Origin of the sequence: Myxococcus sp. MISCRS1 (genome assembly GCF_026626605.1) — a bacterium.
In the GTDB taxonomy this organism is placed as follows: Bacteria; Myxococcota; Myxococcia; order Myxococcales; family Myxococcaceae; genus Myxococcus; species Myxococcus fulvus.
The window spans coordinates 7004687-7022496 of sequence record NZ_JAPNKB010000001.1 but is presented as its reverse complement, the minus strand read 5'-3'; the positions used below and the strand labels follow the sequence as shown (position 1 = coordinate 7022496).

The 17810-nt window shown below is 71.0% G+C and carries 15 protein-coding genes; 8 read left to right on the top strand and 7 right to left on the bottom strand.

What is annotated here, in order from left to right; all coding sequences use genetic code 11:
• The first annotated feature begins 3 nt into the window (after nt 1-3).
• The 3 genes from OWM54_RS27925 to OWM54_RS27915 are packed head-to-tail and all read left to right on the top strand — an operon-like array spanning nt 4 to nt 2443.
• Entirely contained in the window at nt 4-1497 is a 1494-nt protein-coding gene (locus OWM54_RS27925) for a fused MFS/spermidine synthase (protein WP_267699483.1), read from the top strand.
• Entirely contained in the window at nt 1494-1973 is a 480-nt protein-coding gene (locus OWM54_RS27920) for a hypothetical protein (protein WP_267699482.1), read from the top strand. Before OWM54_RS27925 ends, OWM54_RS27920 begins: the two co-directional genes overlap by 4 nt.
• Nucleotides 1970-2443, top strand: a complete 474-nt coding sequence (locus tag OWM54_RS27915) for a hypothetical protein (RefSeq protein WP_267699481.1) — start codon at nt 1970-1972, stop codon at nt 2441-2443. The genes OWM54_RS27920 and OWM54_RS27915 overlap by 4 nt, the downstream gene beginning before the upstream one ends.
• On the opposite strand, the gene chrA is transcribed toward OWM54_RS27915, so the two are convergent.
• Entirely contained in the window at nt 2430-3620 is a 1191-nt protein-coding gene (gene chrA, locus OWM54_RS27910; RefSeq protein WP_267699480.1) for a chromate efflux transporter, read from the bottom strand. The two genes, OWM54_RS27915 and chrA, sit on opposite strands and share 14 nt — an antisense overlap.
• Before the next feature lie 117 nt (nt 3621-3737).
• Between chrA and OWM54_RS27905 the strand changes: the two genes are divergently transcribed.
• A complete protein-coding gene (locus OWM54_RS27905; protein WP_267699479.1) occupies nt 3738-4154 on the top strand; it encodes an OsmC family protein in 417 nt (138 codons plus the stop codon).
• Nucleotides 4155-4200: 46 nt separating this feature from the next.
• Here the strand turns inward: OWM54_RS27905 and maiA are convergent, their stop codons facing one another.
• From maiA to OWM54_RS27890, 3 genes are all read right to left on the bottom strand, one after another.
• A complete protein-coding gene (gene maiA, locus OWM54_RS27900) occupies nt 4201-4860 on the bottom strand; it encodes a maleylacetoacetate isomerase (protein WP_223782530.1) in 660 nt (219 codons plus the stop codon).
• Nucleotides 4857-5837, bottom strand: coding sequence for a fumarylacetoacetate hydrolase family protein (locus OWM54_RS27895; protein WP_267699478.1), 981 nt, complete (start codon nt 5835-5837; stop codon nt 4857-4859). Before OWM54_RS27895 ends, maiA begins: the two co-directional genes overlap by 4 nt.
• Before the next feature lie 120 nt (nt 5838-5957).
• On the bottom strand, nt 5958-6545 hold the full coding sequence (locus tag OWM54_RS27890; protein WP_141326173.1) for a hypothetical protein: 588 nt from the start codon (nt 6543-6545) through the stop codon (nt 5958-5960).
• A gap of 353 nt (nt 6546-6898) precedes the next feature.
• Between OWM54_RS27890 and OWM54_RS27885 the strand changes: the two genes are divergently transcribed.
• Nucleotides 6899-11848 (top strand): protein kinase domain-containing protein, encoded by a 4950-nt coding sequence (locus OWM54_RS27885; protein WP_267699477.1) that lies wholly within the window; start codon nt 6899-6901, stop codon nt 11846-11848.
• 5 nt (nt 11849-11853) lie between these two features.
• On the opposite strand, the gene OWM54_RS27880 is transcribed toward OWM54_RS27885, so the two are convergent.
• Nucleotides 11854-12882 carry a class I SAM-dependent methyltransferase gene (locus tag OWM54_RS27880; RefSeq protein WP_267699476.1) on the bottom strand — a complete coding sequence of 343 codons (1029 nt, stop codon included), beginning with the start codon at nt 12880-12882 and terminating at the stop codon, nt 11854-11856.
• Between the two features lie 176 nt (nt 12883-13058).
• On the opposite strand from OWM54_RS27880, the gene OWM54_RS27875 reads away from it, so the two are divergent.
• On the top strand, nt 13059-15020 hold the full coding sequence (locus tag OWM54_RS27875) for an alpha/beta fold hydrolase (RefSeq protein ID WP_267699475.1): 1962 nt from the start codon (nt 13059-13061) through the stop codon (nt 15018-15020).
• Here OWM54_RS27875 and OWM54_RS27870 read toward each other — a convergent pair.
• Together OWM54_RS27870 and OWM54_RS27865 are read right to left on the bottom strand one after the other, a co-directional pair.
• Entirely contained in the window at nt 14989-15984 is a 996-nt protein-coding gene (locus OWM54_RS27870) for a serine/threonine-protein kinase (RefSeq protein WP_223782534.1), read from the bottom strand. The two genes, OWM54_RS27875 and OWM54_RS27870, sit on opposite strands and share 32 nt — an antisense overlap.
• A gap of 25 nt (nt 15985-16009) precedes the next feature.
• Nucleotides 16010-16363 carry a hypothetical protein gene (locus OWM54_RS27865; protein WP_141326168.1) on the bottom strand — a complete coding sequence of 118 codons (354 nt, stop codon included), beginning with the start codon at nt 16361-16363 and terminating at the stop codon, nt 16010-16012.
• Nucleotides 16364-16580: 217 nt separating this feature from the next.
• Here OWM54_RS27865 and OWM54_RS27860 point away from each other — a divergent pair, with 217 nt between their 5' ends.
• Together OWM54_RS27860 and OWM54_RS43430 are read left to right on the top strand one after the other, a co-directional pair.
• Complete coding sequence (locus OWM54_RS27860; RefSeq protein ID WP_254038463.1) at nt 16581-16958, top strand: STAS/SEC14 domain-containing protein; 378 nt, start codon at nt 16581-16583, stop codon at nt 16956-16958.
• Nucleotides 16959-17177: 219 nt separating this feature from the next.
• On the top strand, nt 17178-17429 hold the full coding sequence (locus OWM54_RS43430) for an IS66 family transposase (protein WP_420715351.1): 252 nt from the start codon (nt 17178-17180) through the stop codon (nt 17427-17429).
• Nucleotides 17430-17810: the final 381 nt, after the last annotated feature.

Genomic DNA, 17810 nt, shown 5'->3' with positions numbered 1-17810 from the left:
CCCATGAAGCCCTCCTCGCTGACGTGGTTGTCCTTCCTCTCTGGCGCCACGGTGATGGCGTCAGAGATGGCGGCCTCGCGACTGGTGGCGCCCTACTTCGGGAGCAGCACCCCGGTGTGGGCGGCGCTCATCTCCCTGGTGCTGGGCGGGCTGGCGCTGGGGGCGCACCTGGGCGGCAGGGTGGCGGACCGGGCCGCGAGGCTGGAGCCACTCCGGGTGGCGCTCGGCGTGGCGGCGCTGCTGCTCACGGCGCTGCCCTTCCTCGCGAGGGTGCTGCTGCCGGGGGCCACGACGGCGGTGATGACGGGCAGGCCGATGGAGGCCATGGGGCGGGTGGCGCTGGTGGTGCTGGTGGCGATTCCGCCGCTGCTCGCGCTGGGCGCGGTGGGGCCGTTCCTGGTGCGCGTGGGGCTGGGGGGCGTGACATCGGCGGGGGCGCACGCAGGAAGGCTGTCGTCGGCGTCCACGCTGGGGAGCATCGTCGGGACGTTGCTCGCGGCCTTCGTGGTGCTGCCGTGGCTGGGCACGGCGCGGGCCATGGCGTGCTTCGCGGGGATGCTCGGGCTGACGGCGACGTGGGGGCTTGGGTGGCGGTGGCGCGCGGTGGCGGTGGGGGTGCCCGCGGCGGCGCTGGTGTTGGGGACACACGCGCTGCCCCGACATCCGCAGGCGCTCGAGGTGGCCGAGTCGCCACACGCCTTCCTCCAGGTGCTGGAGTCACCGAGCGGCACGCGCAGCCTGGTCTTCGACGAGGGCTTCGCGGTGCAGAGCACGTGGGTGCCGGGCCAGCCGGTGAGAGACGAGGTGTTCGCGCACTACCTGCTGACGCCGGCGATGGCGCGCGCGGAGCCTCGGACGCCGCGCGTGCTGGTGTTGGGGCTGGGCGCGGGCACGAGCGCGCGCGGGCTGCGGGAGACGTACCCGGGGGCCTACGTGGTGGGCGTGGAACTGGACGCGATGGTGGTGAAGCTGGCGCGCCAGCACTTCGGCCTGGGGACGGAGGTGGAGGTGCACATCGCGGACGCGCGCACGTTCCTGCGCCGGGACACGCGGCGCTACGACGCCATCATCGTGGACGCGTTCCGCTTCCCGTACGTGCCCTTCCACCTGACGACTCGCGAGTTCGCTCAAGAAGTGGCCGCGCACCTGGAGCCGGGCGGCGTGGCGTGCTTCAACGTGGGCCGCTTCCGGGATGAGCGCGCGGTGGTGCGCGCGGTGGGTGGGACGCTGGCGACGGTGTTCCCGCAGGTGCTGGCGGCGGATGCGCGCAACCAGAGCAACACGCTGCTCTACGCGGGCCCGGAGGGGATGGGGGAGCGGTTGAGCGCGCGGACGTCCTCGCTGCCGCTGTCGCTGCGGCCCCTGGCGACACGCGTGGTGGGGGAGCTGCAGCCGGTGGCCTCGGCGCAGCCGCTCACGGATGACCGGGCGCCCGTGGAGATGTTGACGGATGCCATCCTCCTCAAGGCGCTGATGGGCTCGGAGGCGCTGAAGTGAGCTGGCGCGCGTGGGGGACCAGGCCCCTGCCGTCGATGTCGGAGTTCCTCGCGCCCGTGCCGCTGGCGGCCGTGGTGCTGATGGCGGTGAATGACCGCGTCCTCAAGCCGACCTTCCACAACACGCTCACCGGGAAGCTGTCGGATGTGGCCATCTGCTTCTTCCTGCCGCTCTATGTGTCCGCGCTGCTGGCGCTCGTCACGCGCTGGAGTCTCCGCGTGAGGTTGGGCGTGGGTGCCCTGATGACGACGGGGCTGTTCACCGCGCTCAAGGTGTCCCAGCCGTTCGCGGACTTGTTCTGTGAGTGGCTGCGTCCCATCGGCGCGCCGTTGGGGCTCAGTGGCTTCCGCGCGGTGGCGGATGTCTCGGACCTGCTCACCCTGCCCTTCGTCGTCCTCGCCGTGCTGTACGGCCGCGCCTCGCTGCTGTCCCAGGCGCGGGCCGTGCCCCTCGCATCCCCAGGAGTTCCATCATGATGCCGTTGCTGAGGAACCTCGCCTCCGTCGCCGTGCTCGCCGCCACCGGTGTCCTGCTCGTCGCGGACTCCGCGCCCGACTGTGAGAAGGACGCGCAGGAGGTCACCTTCGACGTGACCGAGAACACCTGCGGTGGCAACGGTTCCTTTCAATTGAGGGTCCCCGAGGATTCGTGCGACCTGACGGCCGTGGGAAACGAGCCTTTGGGCTTCCCCGAGTACGGCGGCGCCAGCGCCAAGGTGGATTTGAAGCGGGGTGACTGGTCGTTGCATGACCGGGCGCACACCCTCCACGTGGACGCGGATGGCGGCGTGGTGCGGCCCGACGCGGGTGGGACGGCGGTGGACGGCAACCGTCACTGCGAGGCGACGCGCGAGGCAGAGCACCTGAGGCTGACGTGCATCGACCGGCGCTCGGACCTGTCCGGTGTCGAGGTCTTCCGCTGCGAGGCGAAGCTCACGCCCCGCTAGCACTTCGGACGAGCCACCCCACCGCGCCTCCGCCGAGCACCAGCCAGGCGGAGTTGACGCGGAAGCGGATGAGCAGCACGGCCGACACGACGGCGAGCCCCACGGTCCACACGTCGACCAGGGCTGCGCGGCCGAGCTGCCACGTCACCACGGCCATCAGCGCGAGGGACGCGACGTTGACGCCGTCCAGGAAGGCCCCCGCCACCCAGGACGCGCGCAGTCGGGGCACCAGCGGGCCGCTGAGCGCGACGAAGACGAAGGCGGGCAGGAAGATGCCCACCGTGGCCACGGTGGCGCCCACGGGCCCGCCGAGCACGTAGCCGATGAACGTGGCCGTGGTGAACACGGGGCCGGGCGTCACCTGTCCCACCGCCACCGCGTCGAGCAACTGCGCCTCGGTCAGCCAGCCCAGCCGTTGCACCAGGTCCGAGCGCAGGAACGCCAGCAGCACATAGCCGCTGCCGTAGAGCACCGAGCCGACCTTCAGGAAGAAGAGGAACAGGCCCTGCTGCGTGAAGGGCACGGCGGCCGACGCGGCGCCCAGCGGGAGCAGCGTGCTCCACGGCGTGACGAGCATTCCAGCCGAAGGCCCCGAGGCTCCTCCGTGACGTGTCGCCGCGCGCCAGCCGAACACGGCGAGTCCCGACAGCAACAACAGCAGCAGCTCATCGACGCCGAGGAAGGCCGCGGTGGCGGCGGCGATTCCCACGACGGCCGCCAGTGGCCCCTTCACCACGGTGCGCATGAGTCCCCACAGGGCCTGAGCGACCACGGCGATGATGACCGCCTTGACGCCGTAGAGCAGCGCGCTCACGTCTGGCAGTGCGCCGAAGCGCGAGTAGCCCCAGGCGATGCCGAGGACGATGAGGAACGCGGGGAGGATGAAGCACGTGCCCGCGACCAGCAGGCCGGGCCAGCCGGCGCGACGGTGGCCGATGTGGATGGCCAGCTCGGTGGAGTTGGGGCCGGGGATGAGGTTGGCCGCGCCGAGCAGGTCCACGAACTCCTCGCGCGTGAGCCAGCGCCGACGGCGGACGACTTCATCCTCCATCAGGGCGATGTGCGCGGCGGGGCCGCCGAAGGCCGTGGTGCCCAGGCGAAGGAAGAGCAACGCCAGCTCGCGCAGCGCGGCGGCGCGGTCCGGCACGGAGGGGCTCTGGGGCTCCAGGGGTGACATCCACCGAGGACGCTACCCCCGGAAGAGGGAGGGTGGCTCGAAACATCCGTGTGGCTCGACGCATGTGGGACGGGTGGACGCTTGTCACCCGGGCCGCGCCCTGGATTCATGGCCCTCATGACCACCCATGACTCCACGCTGCTCGCGGCGGCCGTCGTCGAGAGCCAGGCCGGCTACACGCAGTCGATTCGCACCGGCAAGCACCACTTCCAGGCGGACGAGCCCGCGGCGCTCGGCGGCGCGGACCAGGGCCCCGCGCCCTACCAGTTGCTGGTGGGCTCCCTGGGCGCGTGCACCGCCATCACGTTGAAGATGTACGCGTCGCGCAAGGGCTGGGAGCTGAGCCCCTTCACCGTGAAGCTCAAGCTGCTGCGCGAGAACGATGTGGAGCGCGTGGAGCGAGTGCTGTCGGTCGGCCCCGCCGTCACCGAGGAGCAGAAGGCGCGCCTGCTCGAAATCGCCGCGAAGACGCCCGTGACGCTCACGCTCTCTCGGGCGCTGCGCATCGACACGACCTTCGCGCCGACACCCTGAATGCTCGGAGCGCCCCATCCACGACGGGGCGCTCCTCGACCACGCCTCAGGCCGGCGCCGCGTCCGGCTGACGGTCCGGGTGCGCCGCCTGGAAGGCGGGATGCTCCGCGCACGCGGCCTCGATGCGCAGCAGCGTCGGGTACGGAGACAAGTCCAACGCGAACCGACGCGCGCCATACAGCTGCGGCACCAGGCACACGTCCGCCAGCGACACGGTGTCCCCCACGCAGAAGCGTCCCGCCGTGGGCTGCACCATCGTCTCCAGCGCCTCCAGGCCCCGGGCGTTCCAATACGCGCCCCACGCCTTGTCGTCGCCCTTCAGCTCGCTCTTGATGCGCTGCAACACCGCCAGGTTCTGCAACGGCTGCATGCCGGAGTTCACGTACTCCGCCATCATCCTCGTCCGCGCCCGCAGGTAGCTGTCCTCCGGGAACAGCGACGGCGTGGGGAAGCGCTCCTGCAGCAGCTCCACGATGGCGAGCGACTGCGACAACCTGCGCTCCGTGCCGTCCGCCTCCGTCCACTCCAGCGTGGGCACCGTGCGCATCGGATTGACCGCCCGGTACGCGTCCGAGTTCTGCTGCCCACCGTCCTTCAGCAGGTGCACCGCCACGTACTCGAAGGGCAGGCCCTTGAGGTGCAACGTCAGGCGCACCCGCCACGACGCGGAGCTGCGCCAGTAGTTGTGCAGCCGAAGGCCCTTCATGGGACCTTCACCACCTTCTGGGAGATTCGCCCGAACACGCTCTGCCCGTCCTCACCCGACATCTCGATGTCGATGGTGTCCCCGGGCTTCATGAAGGGCGTCCTCGGCTTGCCCTCTTCAATCGTCTCAATCATCCGCTGCTCGGCCAGGCAAGAGATGCCCCGCGCGCGGTCCGCGTTGGACACCGTGCCGCTGCCCAGGATGGTGCCCGCCGTGTAGCTGCGCGTCTTGCACAGGTGCTGGATGAGGTCGAAGAAGGAGAAGTGCATCTCCGGCCCCGCGTCCGTGTCGCCCACCTGCACGCCGTTGAGCACCGAGCGCATGCGCAGGTGCACCCGGCCCTCGCGCCACGCCGAGCCCAGCTCGTCCGGCGTCACCGCGAACGGGCTGAACGCCGTCGCCGGCTTGCTCTGGAAGAAGCCGAAGCCCTTCGCCAGCTCCTCCGGGATGAGGTTGCGCAGCGACACGTCGTTGGCCAGCATCAGCAGCTTGACGTGCTTGGCCGCGTCCTCCGCCTTCGTCCCCTGCGGCGTGTCGCCGAGGATGACGCAGACCTCGCTCTCGAAGTCCATGCCCCACGCCTCGTCCGCCAGCGGGATGTCCGCGGTGGGCGCCAGGAAGTCACCGGAGCCGCCCTGGTACACCAGCGGGTCCGTCTTCAGCGTGGCCGGCGGCTCGGCGTTGCGCGCCTTGCGCACCAGGATGACGTGGTTGATGTACGCGCTGCCGTCAATCCACTCGTACGCGCGCGGCAGCGGCGCATGCAGCGCCTTCACGTCCAGCGGACGGCTCTGCACACTGTCCGTCTCCAGCTGCTGGGCGAGCGCGCGCAGCTGCGGCTCCTTCGTGTCCCAGTCATCCAGCGCCGCTTGCAGCGTCAGCGCCACGTTGGTGGCCAGCGCATAGGCCGAGTTGTCCCGCTTGACGACGATGAGCCGCCCGTCACGGGTTCCATCCTTGAGCGTCGCGAGCTTCAATCCCGGGCTCCCCGCGGCCCGGTGGATACAGCGGGGGCCGCCTCATGAGCCCGGCTTTTCCGCCGGGGCTCTCGGGGAGTCAAGCTTCGGGTGCAGGCCGCGAACGCTCTCGACGGAAAACTACCAGCAGCTCGACCGCGCGGGCAGTCGCGCGAAGTAGTTGTTGCCCAGATTGCTGTCCCACTGGCCGCCGGCCGTCGCGGCCACGTGGATGTCCCACGCGTTCTGGTTGCCGTTCTGGTCGAAGGCATAGAAGAACAAGTCGTTCTCCACCGCCGAGGGCTGCTCGCACACCCAGACGCCCTCCTGGCCTCCGGCCGCGAAGTGCGCGTTGCACAGCGGCGTGTTCATGTACCGCATGCACTTGGTGCACGCGCGCGGCCCCGCGTTCAGGAAGACATAGGCGTCGTTGTTCGCGCCCGCGCTCGCGGCCAGCGTCTGCTGACGGCCGTTGAGGCTGACGTAGATGGAGATCTGATGGTCCGGGTACAGGCCCCGCAGGAAGCCCCGGTAGCTGACGGTGAGCGTGGCCAGCCGGCCGGGCAGCCGGCGCGTGTGGCGGATGACCTCGAAGGGCCCCGTCGTCACGGAGTCGTAGACGCTGCAGATGGGGTAGTCGGGTGGATAGTCAGAGGCGCGCGCGGAGGCGAAGGGGAGCAGCAGGGACAGCGCGAGCGCGGCCAGCAACGTCTGCGAGAACTTCGTCATGGAGCAGGTCCTCAGGGGGAGGGAAGGAGCGGCGACTTCACGCACCGGCGTAGCATGTGCCACCCGCCTGCCGGAAGGTCGGCCCCCTGCCCCGTCGCCCGCCGGACGACGTGCGGGTACACCCGAGTCAGACACGCCCGCCCCCCCGCTGTCCGAGCAGCCTGCCCGCATGGCCGAGAAGCAGGAGGGAAGCGGAGCGCGTGCGGCTGTTGAAGGCTGAGTCGGCGCACGGGAAGCGTGCTCCGGCCACTCCCTTGGCGGCGCCCGTCCGACACCCAACGTTGCCGGGAAGGACGGGACGCGCGGCCAACCACGGCGCCTTTGCGTCATGGAGTGGAGCGTGAGGGCACTGAATGGCTGAAGGCATCCAATCCGCCAGCGCCGTTCCAGGAGAGCCGCGGCCGGGCCGCCGACTGGGCCACCGGTTCGAGCTCGTCCAGCGCCTGAAGGTCGGCCGGGGAATCTCCACGTGGGCCGGTGTGGACGTGCGCACCGGGGAGCGCGTGGCCATCAAGGTGACCTCCACCACGGCGCTCGTCCCCGCCGCGCGTCACCGCATGGAGCACGAGGCCGCCACGCTCGCGCGGCTCGACAGCCCCTTCATCGTCTCCGTGCGCCACATCGGCACCTCGGAGGACTGGCTGTACCTGGTCACCCCCTGGCTGCCGGGAGAGTCCCTGGAGGCGCGCCTGGAGCGCGGCGTGCTGAGCGTCCCGGAGGCGCTCGCGCTGGGCCGGGGCCTGTTGTCCGCGCTGGCCGAGGCCCACCACCACGGCGTGTTGCACCGCGACGTGAAGCCCGCCAACCTCATCGTGTCCGGCGAGCCGCTGTCGCGCGCCACGCTGATTGATTTCGGGCTCGCCCGCAGCGAGCGCCTGGATGCGTCCCTGCGGGATTTGCCGGTGGGCACCGCGCGCTACCTCTCCCCGGAGCAGGCGGGCCTGCTGCATCGCCCCGTGGAGGCCACGTCGGACCTGTACTCCACGGGCGTCGTCCTCTTCGAGTCGCTGGCCGGGGTGCCCGTCTTCACGGGCGACTCGGTGGGCGAGGTCCTCCGGCAGCACCTGTCCGCGCGGCCCCGGCTGCGCGCGGTGGGCGTGGACGCGCCGCGCGCCTTGGAGGAGCTGGTCTCGCGCCTGCTGCAGACGGACCCCTCGGACCGCTACCAGTCGGCCGCCTCCGCGCTGGCGGACCTGCTGGAGCTGGAGGACGCGCTCTCCCAGGGCCACGCGGAGCCGGAGCTCATCATCGGCGCGAGGGACGCCCGGCGCAGCCTCACCGAGCCCTCCTTCGTCGGCCGCCACGAGGAGGTCGCGACACTGGAGCGCGAGCTCGCGCACACACTGACGGACCCGGGGCGACTGGTGGTGGTGGAGGCCGAGTCCGGCGGCGGCAAGAGCCGGCTGCTCGAGGAGCTCTCCGCCCGCGCTCCGAGACACCACGCGTGGGTGCTGCAAGGACAGGCGCAGGACCAGGCGGCGCGGCGGCCCTTCCAGCTGTTCACCGGCGTGGCCTCGGCCATCACCCAGGCGCTCGCGGCGCGGCCCGCGCTGGCCGAGGCGCTGCGGGGGCGGCTCGTCGGACAGGAGGCGGGGCTGTGCATGGTGCTGCCGCAGTTGGAGCCGCTCCTGTGTCCCGCGCCGCACGCCTCCGCGCGGGCGCTGGGGCCCGAGTCCCTGGGTGAGAGCCGTGGCATCCAGGCACTCACCGCGCTGCTCGGCGCGCTGGGCACGCGGGACGAGCCCGCCGTGGTGGTGCTCGACGACTGTCAGTGGGCGGATGAGCTGACCCTGCGGGCCCTGGAGGGTTGGTCCCAGGCGAGGCGACAAGGACAGGGACGGGTGCTCGTCATCGTCGCCTTCCGTGGCGAGGACATCGGCCCCACGCACGTGCTGCGCAAGCTGGCGCCCACGGTGCACCTGCGCTTGTCCGCGCTGGGCGCGGCGGAGGTGACGCGCCTGACGGAGTCCATGGCGGGCACGCTGCCCCGCGAGGCCACGGAGCTGGTGACGCGGCTGTCCGAGGGCAACCCCTTCATGGCGAGCGCGGTGCTGCACGGGCTGGTGGAGGACGGCGTGCTGGTGCCGGGGCCCTCCGGCTGGAGCGTGGAGCCGGCGGCGATGGCGCACGCGCGCTCGTCCCGACAGGCCGCGGGGTTCCTGGTGCGGCGTCTGCGTCTGTTGCCCCTGGCCTCGCGGCGCCTCTTGTCGGTGGGCGCGGTGCTGGGCAAGTCCTTCGAGCTGTCGCGCCTGGAGGCGCTGTCGGGCGTGTCCCGCGAGGACCTGAGCGCCGCGCTGGAGGAGCCGCGTCGCCGTCACATGCTGTGGGAGGAGGGCACGCGCTACACCTTCGTGCACGACAAGCTGCGCGAGGTGCTGCTGGACATGCTGACGCCGCAGCGACGGCGGGAGCTGCACCGGCAGGCGGCGCGCTCGGCGGCGGCCCAGCCGACGAAGGACTCGTTCGAGCTGGCCTACCACTTCGACGCCGCGGGTGAGTACACGCAGGCGCTGCCCCACGCGCTCGTCGCGGCGGAGCTGGCGCGCGGGCGGTTCGCGCTGGAGTCCGCGGAGCTCAACTACCGCATCGCCGAGCGCGGCGCGGCGGGCGCGGACGCGGGCACCCGCTTCCGCGTGGCGGCGGGCCTGGGCAACGTCCTCATGCTGCGCGGCCGCTACGAGGAGTCCCGTCAGCAGCTGGAGCGCGCGCAGTCGCTGGCGCGGGAGAAGCAGGAGCAGGCGCGCATCCTCGGCCAGCTGGGTGAGCTCGCCTTCAAGCGCGGCGACTTCGGCGAGGCCACGGTCGCGCTGGAGCAGGGCCTGAAGCTGATGGGACGCTGGGTGCCGCCCCGGGGCGTGCTCACCGGCGCGAGCGCGGCGTGGGAGATCCTCGCGCAGGCCGCGCACACGGCGGCGCCGCGCTGGTTCCTCGCGCGGCGTCCCATCGAGGGCGGCACCGAGGACCTCCAGGCCGTGCGGCTCTACAGCCGGCTCGCGTACGGCTACTGGTACCGACGTGGCCGCGCGGCGGTGCTGTGGGCGCACCTGAGGGACCTGAACCTCGCGGAGCGCTATCCTCCCACGCCCGAGCTGGCGCAGGCGTACTCGGAGCACTCGCCCGCGCTGACCACCCTGCCCTGGTTCGAGCGGGCCTACGCGTACGCGGAGAAGTCGCTGTCCCTGCGCCAGGAGCAGAACGACGTCTGGGGCCAGGGCCAGACGCTGCACTTCTACGGGCTCGCCTGCTACGCGTCCTCGCGCTTCGAGGACTGCATCGAGAAGTGCACCCAGGCCATCCGGCTGCTCGAGCGCACCGGAGACCCGTGGGAGGTGAACAACGCCACGTTCCAGGTGGCCATGGCCCTCTACCGCCTGGGCCGGCTGCGCGAGTCGCTGGAGACGAGCCAGCGGCTGCACGCGGCCGCGCTCGCGCTGGGGGACCGCTACTCGGTGCGGCTGGGCCTGGAGGCCTGGGCGAAGGCGTCCGACGGGAGGCTGCCGGGCGCGCTGCTGGAAGGAGAGCTGACCAACCCGGACCAGCCGGACCCGCAGAGCTTCGCGGGCGTGCTCCAGGCGGACGCCCTCCACCGGATGCGCCAGGGCGACGCGGCGGGCGCGGTGGCGGTGCTGGAGCGCGCCGCGCGGCTCGTCGACGAGGCCCACCTGCGTCAGGAGTACGTGGCCCCCATCACCCCGCTGCTCGCCACCGCGCTGCGCCAGCTCGCGGAGGCCACCTCACCCCTGGCCGCCGGAAGGCGCCGCGCCCTGCTGGAGCGCGCCGAGAAGACGGCGAAGGCCGCGCATGCCCTGGCGCGCACCTACCGCAACAACCTGCCTCACGCCCTGCGGGAGCGGGCCCTGGTCGCCGCGCTGCGGGGCCAGGAGCGCCGGGCCCGTCAATGGCTCGAGCAGTCCCTCCAGGCCGCGCGCGACCTGAAGATGCGCCACGAGCACGCCCGGAGCCTGAAGGCGCGAGGAGAGCTGGGCCGCGCCCTCGGCTGGCCCGACGCGGAGGCGGACCTGTCCGTGGCCACGCGCGAGCTGGCGGAGATGGAGGAGCGCCTCTCGCCCGAGGTCACGGAGCCGGGTGGCACCCGCGCGCTCTCGCTGGTGGACCGCTTCCCGCGCGTGCTGGAGGCGGGGAGGCGGCTTGCTTCGGCCCTGTCGCGCGAGGCGGTGTTCGAGGCCGTGCGCCAGTCCATGCTGGAGCTGCTGCGCGCCGAGCACTGCGCCATCGTGGACCCGCGCGAGCTCACCGAGGACGAGGACACCGAGGGCCCCAGCCGCACCGCCATCGCCCGCGCGATGGAGACGGGCCGCATCACCGTGATGGGCCAGGGCCTTCCGGGCGGGGCGAGCGAGAGCATGGAGCTCGCCGGGGTGCGCTCGCTCTTGTGCGCGCCGCTCCAGGTCCGGGGCAAGACGGTGGCGTGCGTCCTGGCCACGCACCGTCAGGTGGGCGCGCTGTTCGGCGAGGTGGAGGAGCACCTGGCGGAGTTCGTCACCGTGCTCGCGGGCACCGCCCTGGAGAACGCGGAGAACTTCGAGGCCGAGCAGGAGGCGGTGCGCCGCCGCGACGACTTCCTCTCCATCGCCGCCCACGAGCTGAAGACGCCGCTCACCTCGCTGCAGCTCCACATCCAGGGGCTCCAGGCCCAGGTCCGCGCCAGCGGAGACGCGGGGCTGTCCCCCCGCAAGCTCTCCACCAAGCTGGAGTCCGCCTCCGCCCAGACGCAGCGGTTGGGGCGGCTGGTGAGCGACCTGCTGGACATCTCCCGGCTCGCCCAGGGGCAGCTGCACATCAAGCTCTCGGAGGTGGACCTGGTGGCGCTCGTCCAGGGGCAGCTGGAGCGCAGCCGCGAGGCGCTCGTGCGCGCGGAGTGCCCGGTGCGGCTCGACGCGCGCGTCCCCCGGCTCACCGGCTCCTGGGACGCGATGCGGCTGGAGCAGGTGGTGGGCAACCTCCTCTCCAACGCGATGAAGTACGGCGCCGGCAAGCCGATTGAAATCACCCTGGGCGAGGAGAAGGGCGGACAGGCGCTGCTGCGGGTGCGCGACTCCGGCATCGGCATCGCCGACGAGGACCGCGCGCGCATCTTCGGCCGCTTCGAGCGCGCGGTGTCGGTGCGCCACTACGGCGGCTTCGGGCTGGGCCTGTGGATTGTCCGCGAAATCGTCCAGGCCCTGGGCGGCGCCATCGCCGTGGAGAGCACGCCGGGTGAGGGCTCCACCTTCACCGTCACCCTGCCCCGCGCCGGGCCTGCCTCCTCACCGCAGGAGTCCCCGGGCCCTCCGGTGCACTGAGTTCGTCAGCGGCGCACGAGCTCCAGGTAGATGACGTTGTCCTGGCCGTCACGGAACAGCCGCACGGAGGCGAGCCGCTCCAGCGGCACCTCGCCGAGGAAGCCGCGCAGCTCATCCTCCTCGCGGTACAGGAGCCACCAGTCCATGAAGGCCTCCATGTAGCCGGTCTCCGGCGGGAAGCGCGCGAAGTTGGCCACCAACAGCCGCCCCCGCGCGCGCAGCATGTTGAAGAGCAGCCCCGTCAGCCGCGTGGCGACGGAGTCGGACAGGTAGTCGTACAGGCCCGCGGAGTAGATGAAATCCAGGTCCGCGAAGGACTCCTTGCCCGCGAGCAGCGCGCGCACCGAGCCGCAGTGAGGCTTCACCACGTCGAGCGGCTGGTGGTGGGAGATCTCCGCCAGGCTCAGCGCATCCTGGTCGAACGCGATGAGCTCCCGCACGCGCCGCTCCCGCACCGCCGCCGAGGCCTCCGCCTCGCGCAGGTGGCCACACGCCACGGAGAGGATGCGCGCCTCGCCTGGCACCCGCTCGGCCGTGGCGTCCAGCTCGCGCGCGAGCAGGTCCCGCCGCTCGCGCACGCTCACCGCGCTGGGCTGCTGGTGCATGTACCGATAGATTTCCCGGCCCGCGTGGAGCTCATCCGCGGCGTGGTCCAGGTAGAGGTAGTCGATGAGCGCCGCGTCGCCCGCGTACCCCCGGGGCCGCTCGAAGGCGCGGCGGGTGAAGGGACACTGGTGCAGGAACGAGCGCAGCGGGTGCTTGCGCGCGGTGTCCTGACAGAAGGCCTTCCAGTCCTCCGGGCTCCAGCGGCGCCGCAGCGTGAGCAGCCCCAGGTGCAGCGAGTGCATGTCCTGGTGCAGCACGTCATCGTCGGCCTCCAGCATCCGCGCGTGGATGCCGTCGAGCCACACGCGAGCCTCCGCGAGAGCCTCCTCGGCTGGACGCTCCGGGACGGGCAGGACGAGTTGGTTGCGCTCGCGGTGACGGACAGGCTCGAGCGCGCGTCGGACCAGGGGCCTCTGGGGGTCTTGCATCGTCCAACACAACCCCGGAGGGCCCCGGCTCCTCTTCCCGCGAAAAACCCTCGCCCGCTCGCTCCTTGAAGCGGGCTCGCGAGCGCATGCAATCCCGCCCGACGTCGTTCGTGTACAAGGCGGGACACCGGGCGGCGACGCCGCTTCCGGGTTCCACACCCCCACTGGAGTCCACCATGCCGTCCTGGTTCACCGTCTCGCGGGCCATGGCCCTCGCGACCCTCGTCCCCACCCTCGCGCTGGCCAACCCCGCCGCGCCCAAGGCCGCCGCGCCCGGCAAGGCCAAGGTCGAGCGCGCGTCCACGCGCCCCTCGAAGCACTACACCATCGAGCAGTTCATGAAGACGACCCTGATTCGGGGCGCGTCCTTCTCCTCCGACGAGCAGCGGGTGCTGTACTCGTCGAACCAGACGGGCATCTACAACGTCTTCTCCGCGCCGGTGAAGGGCGGCAAGCCCACCCAGCTCACCCGCTCCACCACGGACAGCACCTTCGCGGTGAGCTACTTCCCGAAGGACGACCGCATCCTCTTCACGCGCGACCAGGGCGGCAACGAGCAGCACCACCTCTACGTGCGCACGCCCGACGGGAAGGAGAAGGACCTCACCCCGGGCGACAAGCACCGCGCCGTCTTCTTCGGCTGGAGCCAGGACGAGGCGGGCTTCTACGTCCTCACCAACGAGCGCGACGAGCGCTTCATGGACCTGTACCGCTACGACGCGAAGACGTTCGAGCGCACGCGGCTGTACCAGAACGAGGACGGCCTGGACGTGGGCGCCGTGTCCGCGGACGAGCAGTGGCTCGCCCTGGAGAAGACCAACACCACGGCCGACAGCGACGTGTACCTGCTGAACCTCGCCACGAAGGAGCGCAAGCACATCAGCCAGCACCAGGGCACCGCCACCTGGAGCCCCGCCGAGTTCGACACCACCTCCACCGCGCTCTACCTCATCACCGACGAGGGCTCCGAGTTCACCCGCGTGGTGCGCTACGTGCTCGCCACCGGGAAGATGGAGGAGGTGGAGAAGACGGACTGGGACGTGATGTACACGTACTTCTCCCGCAACGGCGCGCTGCGCGTCACCGGCATCAACGCGGACGCCAGCACCGTCATCCGCGTGCAGGACACGAAGACGGGCAAGCAGTTGGAGCTGCCCCGGCTGCCCGAGGGTGACATCACCAGCGTGTCCATCGGCCGCGGTGAGAAGCGCCTGGCCTTCCACCACCGCGGGGACCGCTCGCCCAACAACCTCTACGTCTTCGACCTCACGACGAAGAAGGCCACGCGCCTGACGGACAACCTCACCACCGAAATCGACGCCAAGGACCTGGTCGACGCGGAGGTGGTGCGCTTCAAGTCGTTCGACGGGATGGTGATTCCCAACATCCTCTTCAAGCCGCACCAGGCCACCGCCCAGACGCGGGCGCCCGCGCTCATCTGGGTGCACGGCGGCCCCGGTGGCCAGTCCCGCAAGGGCTACAGCCCGATGATTCAGTACCTGGTCAACCACGGCTACGTGGTGCTGGCCATCAACAACCGGGGCAGCTCCGGCTATGGCAAGACGTTCTACACGGCGGATGACCAGAAGCACGGCAAGGAGCCGCTGCTCGACTGCGTGGAGGCGAAGAAGTACCTGGCCAGCCTGCCGTACGTGGACGGCGAGCGCGTGGGCATCATCGGCGGCAGCTACGGCGGCTACATGACGCTGGCCGCGCTGACGTACCACCCGGGCGTCTTCAACGTGGGCGTGGACATCTTCGGCGTGTCCAACTGGCTGCGCACCCTCAAGAGCATGCCCGCCCACTGGGAGTCACGGCGCCAGGCGCTCTACCAGGAGGTGGGCAACCCCGAGACGCAGGAGGCGATGCTGCGCGAAATCTCCCCCCTGTTCCACGCGGAGAAGATTCGCCAGCCGCTGCTCGTCATCCAGGGCGCCAATGACCCGCGCGTGCTGCAGGCGGAGTCGGACGAAATCGTCCAGGCGGTGCGCAAGAGCAAGGTCCCCGTCGAGTACGTGCTCTTCCCCGACGAGGGCCACGGCTTCACCAAGAAGAAGAACGAGGAGGAGGCCTACTCCCGCACCCGCGCGTTCCTCGACCAGTACCTCAAGAAGCCCGCCAACGGCCCCACCAACTAGGCCCCCGCGTCCGGTGCGCGTCCGAAGCCGCGCGCACCGGCGCCTGCTCGGGCTCCACCTCGCGCGACGCTGCGTCCCCGAGCGCCTCCAGCAGGGCCTCCATGGACGCGAAGCGCTGCTCGGGGCGCTTCTCCAGACACCGCCGCACCACCGCCTCCACCGCTTCCGGCACGGCCAGGTCGGGCCGCAGCTCCGAGAAGCGCGGAGGCATTTCCTTGTGGTGGGCGAAGACGAGTTCGAGCAGGTCATCCGACTCGAACGGCACCCGCCCCATCAGCATGTGGAAGAGCACCCCGCCCAGCGAGTAGATGTCCCCGCGCGCGTCCGCCACGTGCCGCGCCCGCTCCGGCGCCATGTACGCGGGCGCGCCGAGCCCCGCGTCGCCCTCGGTCAGCTCCCGCACCGACAGCCGGGCCGACTCCGACATCACGGGCCGCGTGCGCCCGAAGCCGCGCAGCTTCACGTGCGCCCCCGCCTCCTCCACCAGCACGACGTTGCCCGGGGACACGTCCCCGTGCACCACGCCCCGCTGGTGCGCCTGACGCAGGGAGCGCCCCAGCGCCCGGGCCCACGCCACCGCCCGCGCCCACGGCAGCGGCCCCGAGGCGAGCACCTCCTGCAGCGTGCGCCCCTCCAGCCACTCCGTGGCCACGAACAGCGTCCCGTCCTCCAGCCGCCCCGCGTCCAGCACGGTGACGGTGTGGGGATGGGCGAGCCTGGCCGCGGCGCGGGCCTCCTGGAAGAAGCGGCGCGGGGCCTCCAGGTCCTCGAAGGGCGCGCCCAGCACGCGCAGCGCCACGGTGCGCTCCAGCGGGAGCTGGAGGGCCCGGTACACCCGCTGCGTGCCCGGACCCTCCAGCGGCGCCACCACCTGGAAACGGCCCTGCAACACCTGCCCGACGAGCGGGTCCGCGCCCCAGGCCGTGGGGGTGCTGGGGCTTGCCTGTCGGTCGGTGCGCATCATGAGGGGCCTCGCTCTTCGACTTGCTTCAGGCCCGGAGCGGGTTCACCGCCGCCGGGCACTCCCAATACGTGTACTCACAGGTCTCCAGGCGCTCATCGCAGGGGACCTTCACCACCGTCATCAGCTCGCACGGGTGACGGGGTGCTTCCGTCTCCCGCGCGCCTATCGCCCGTGCGTCCTCGCTCCGGACGGCCTTGGGAGCCTCGGGCGGAGCCACCACGGCCCGGCGCTCCGTCCTGCCCTTGCCATGCGCCGACACCGGCGCCTGGGCTTCCCGTCGTGCCTCTCCGGCGGGCAAATCCCCCGGCGGACAGGCTCCCGGCAGCAGCCCCGGCACGGTGCCCAGCACCGCGCCCAGGACATACAGCTTCCTGTTCATGTAACCCCCTTGCCGGCTCGAACCGCCGGCCACGCCCTACGACGCAGGCCAGTACCGGTTCGGCGGCAGGGACGTCACTAGCCGGGGGGTCTGACATTCCCGGCGCTTCTGGACAGGGTGGCCTTTGCCACCCGTCTTCGGGGGCAGGTGAAGCGTCGGGTATCGGAGTGTCACCGGCTGAGGCTAGGATGGCGCGCCTTCGGAGCCGTCACCGCCCATGCCATTCCAGATCACCGTTCACGCGCAGGACCGAATCCTCGAGGTCGTCTATCCCCCGCAGGTCACCTCGGCGGACCTCACCGAGTACCTCACGGAGGTGAAGAAGGCGATTGTCGGCTTCGCGGGGGAGTGGTCCGCGCTGGTGGACCAGTCCCAGCTGCGGGTGATGCCCACCGACGTGGTGGCCTCCATGGCGGCGCTCAACGCGTACGCGCAGTTGCACGGGATGAAGCGCTCGGCGCGGGTCGTCAGTGACGCCCCCTCCGGCCTGCAGGCGTGGCGGATGACGAAGCGGGCCATGCTCACCATCCCCACGCGCACGTTCGAGACGAAGCCGGAAGCCCTGGAGTGGCTGCGCAACCCCGAGGCGGAGTGAGGTCCCTTCCGGGGACGAAGAGGGTCCGCAGAGGCCACCCCAAGCACGCCTGCGCTTGACTTTGCCAGGAGGCGAGGCTACCCCGGGCCTCTGGCACTCACTCACTTTCAGTGATGCGCTGCACAGCACCTACGTCCGTCGTCAGGCCGACCTACCTGCCACCGGGCGCCGTATTGAGCTTCATTTGCAGGTGCGCCGCTTTCGCTGTCGAAACTCGAAGTGCGCGCGTCGCACCTTCGCGGAGCGCCTGCCCCATCTGCTCGCCCCACGCGCCCGGCGCACGTGGTCGTCTCCAAGTGCGCGGACGCGATGCCCCGGCACCACCTGGCCCAGCAGATGGAGCGTGGCGGTGTCCCCGTGAACCGCAGCACGCGGACCGACCTCTTCCACCAGTCCGCCCAGGTACTGCGGCCCTTGCCCTCTCACCTCTTGAATCCACCCGCCTCCTTGTTCGCGGTCGAGACAACATGAGCCGTCTTTTCCTCAAGTGTTCGGCATTCGGTCTAGCTGGATACGCTGACCACATGTGAGGTGGCGTAAGCCATTCCATCTCGCTGAATCGGCCAGACTGAATGCCCTTCCACAGAAAGGACACTCCACGAACGAGTCTGCCCGAACCGAGGCCGACACCACCGCGTGGTCCCAAGCGGACTGAGCCCGAGCCTTACGCTTCGGCAACAATGGTCGACCTTCAAAGATCCGAAACTCGGGACAAGTCAATCCTGGGTGATTCACTCGCAAGTAGAACTCGGAAACCGGGCCACCTTCCTCCTGTGGTTCGCAAAGCTGAAGCAATACCTGCACTCCGTTAACGTCCCATACATCCCGCTTCAGTTCGGTGATGGGGCCAAA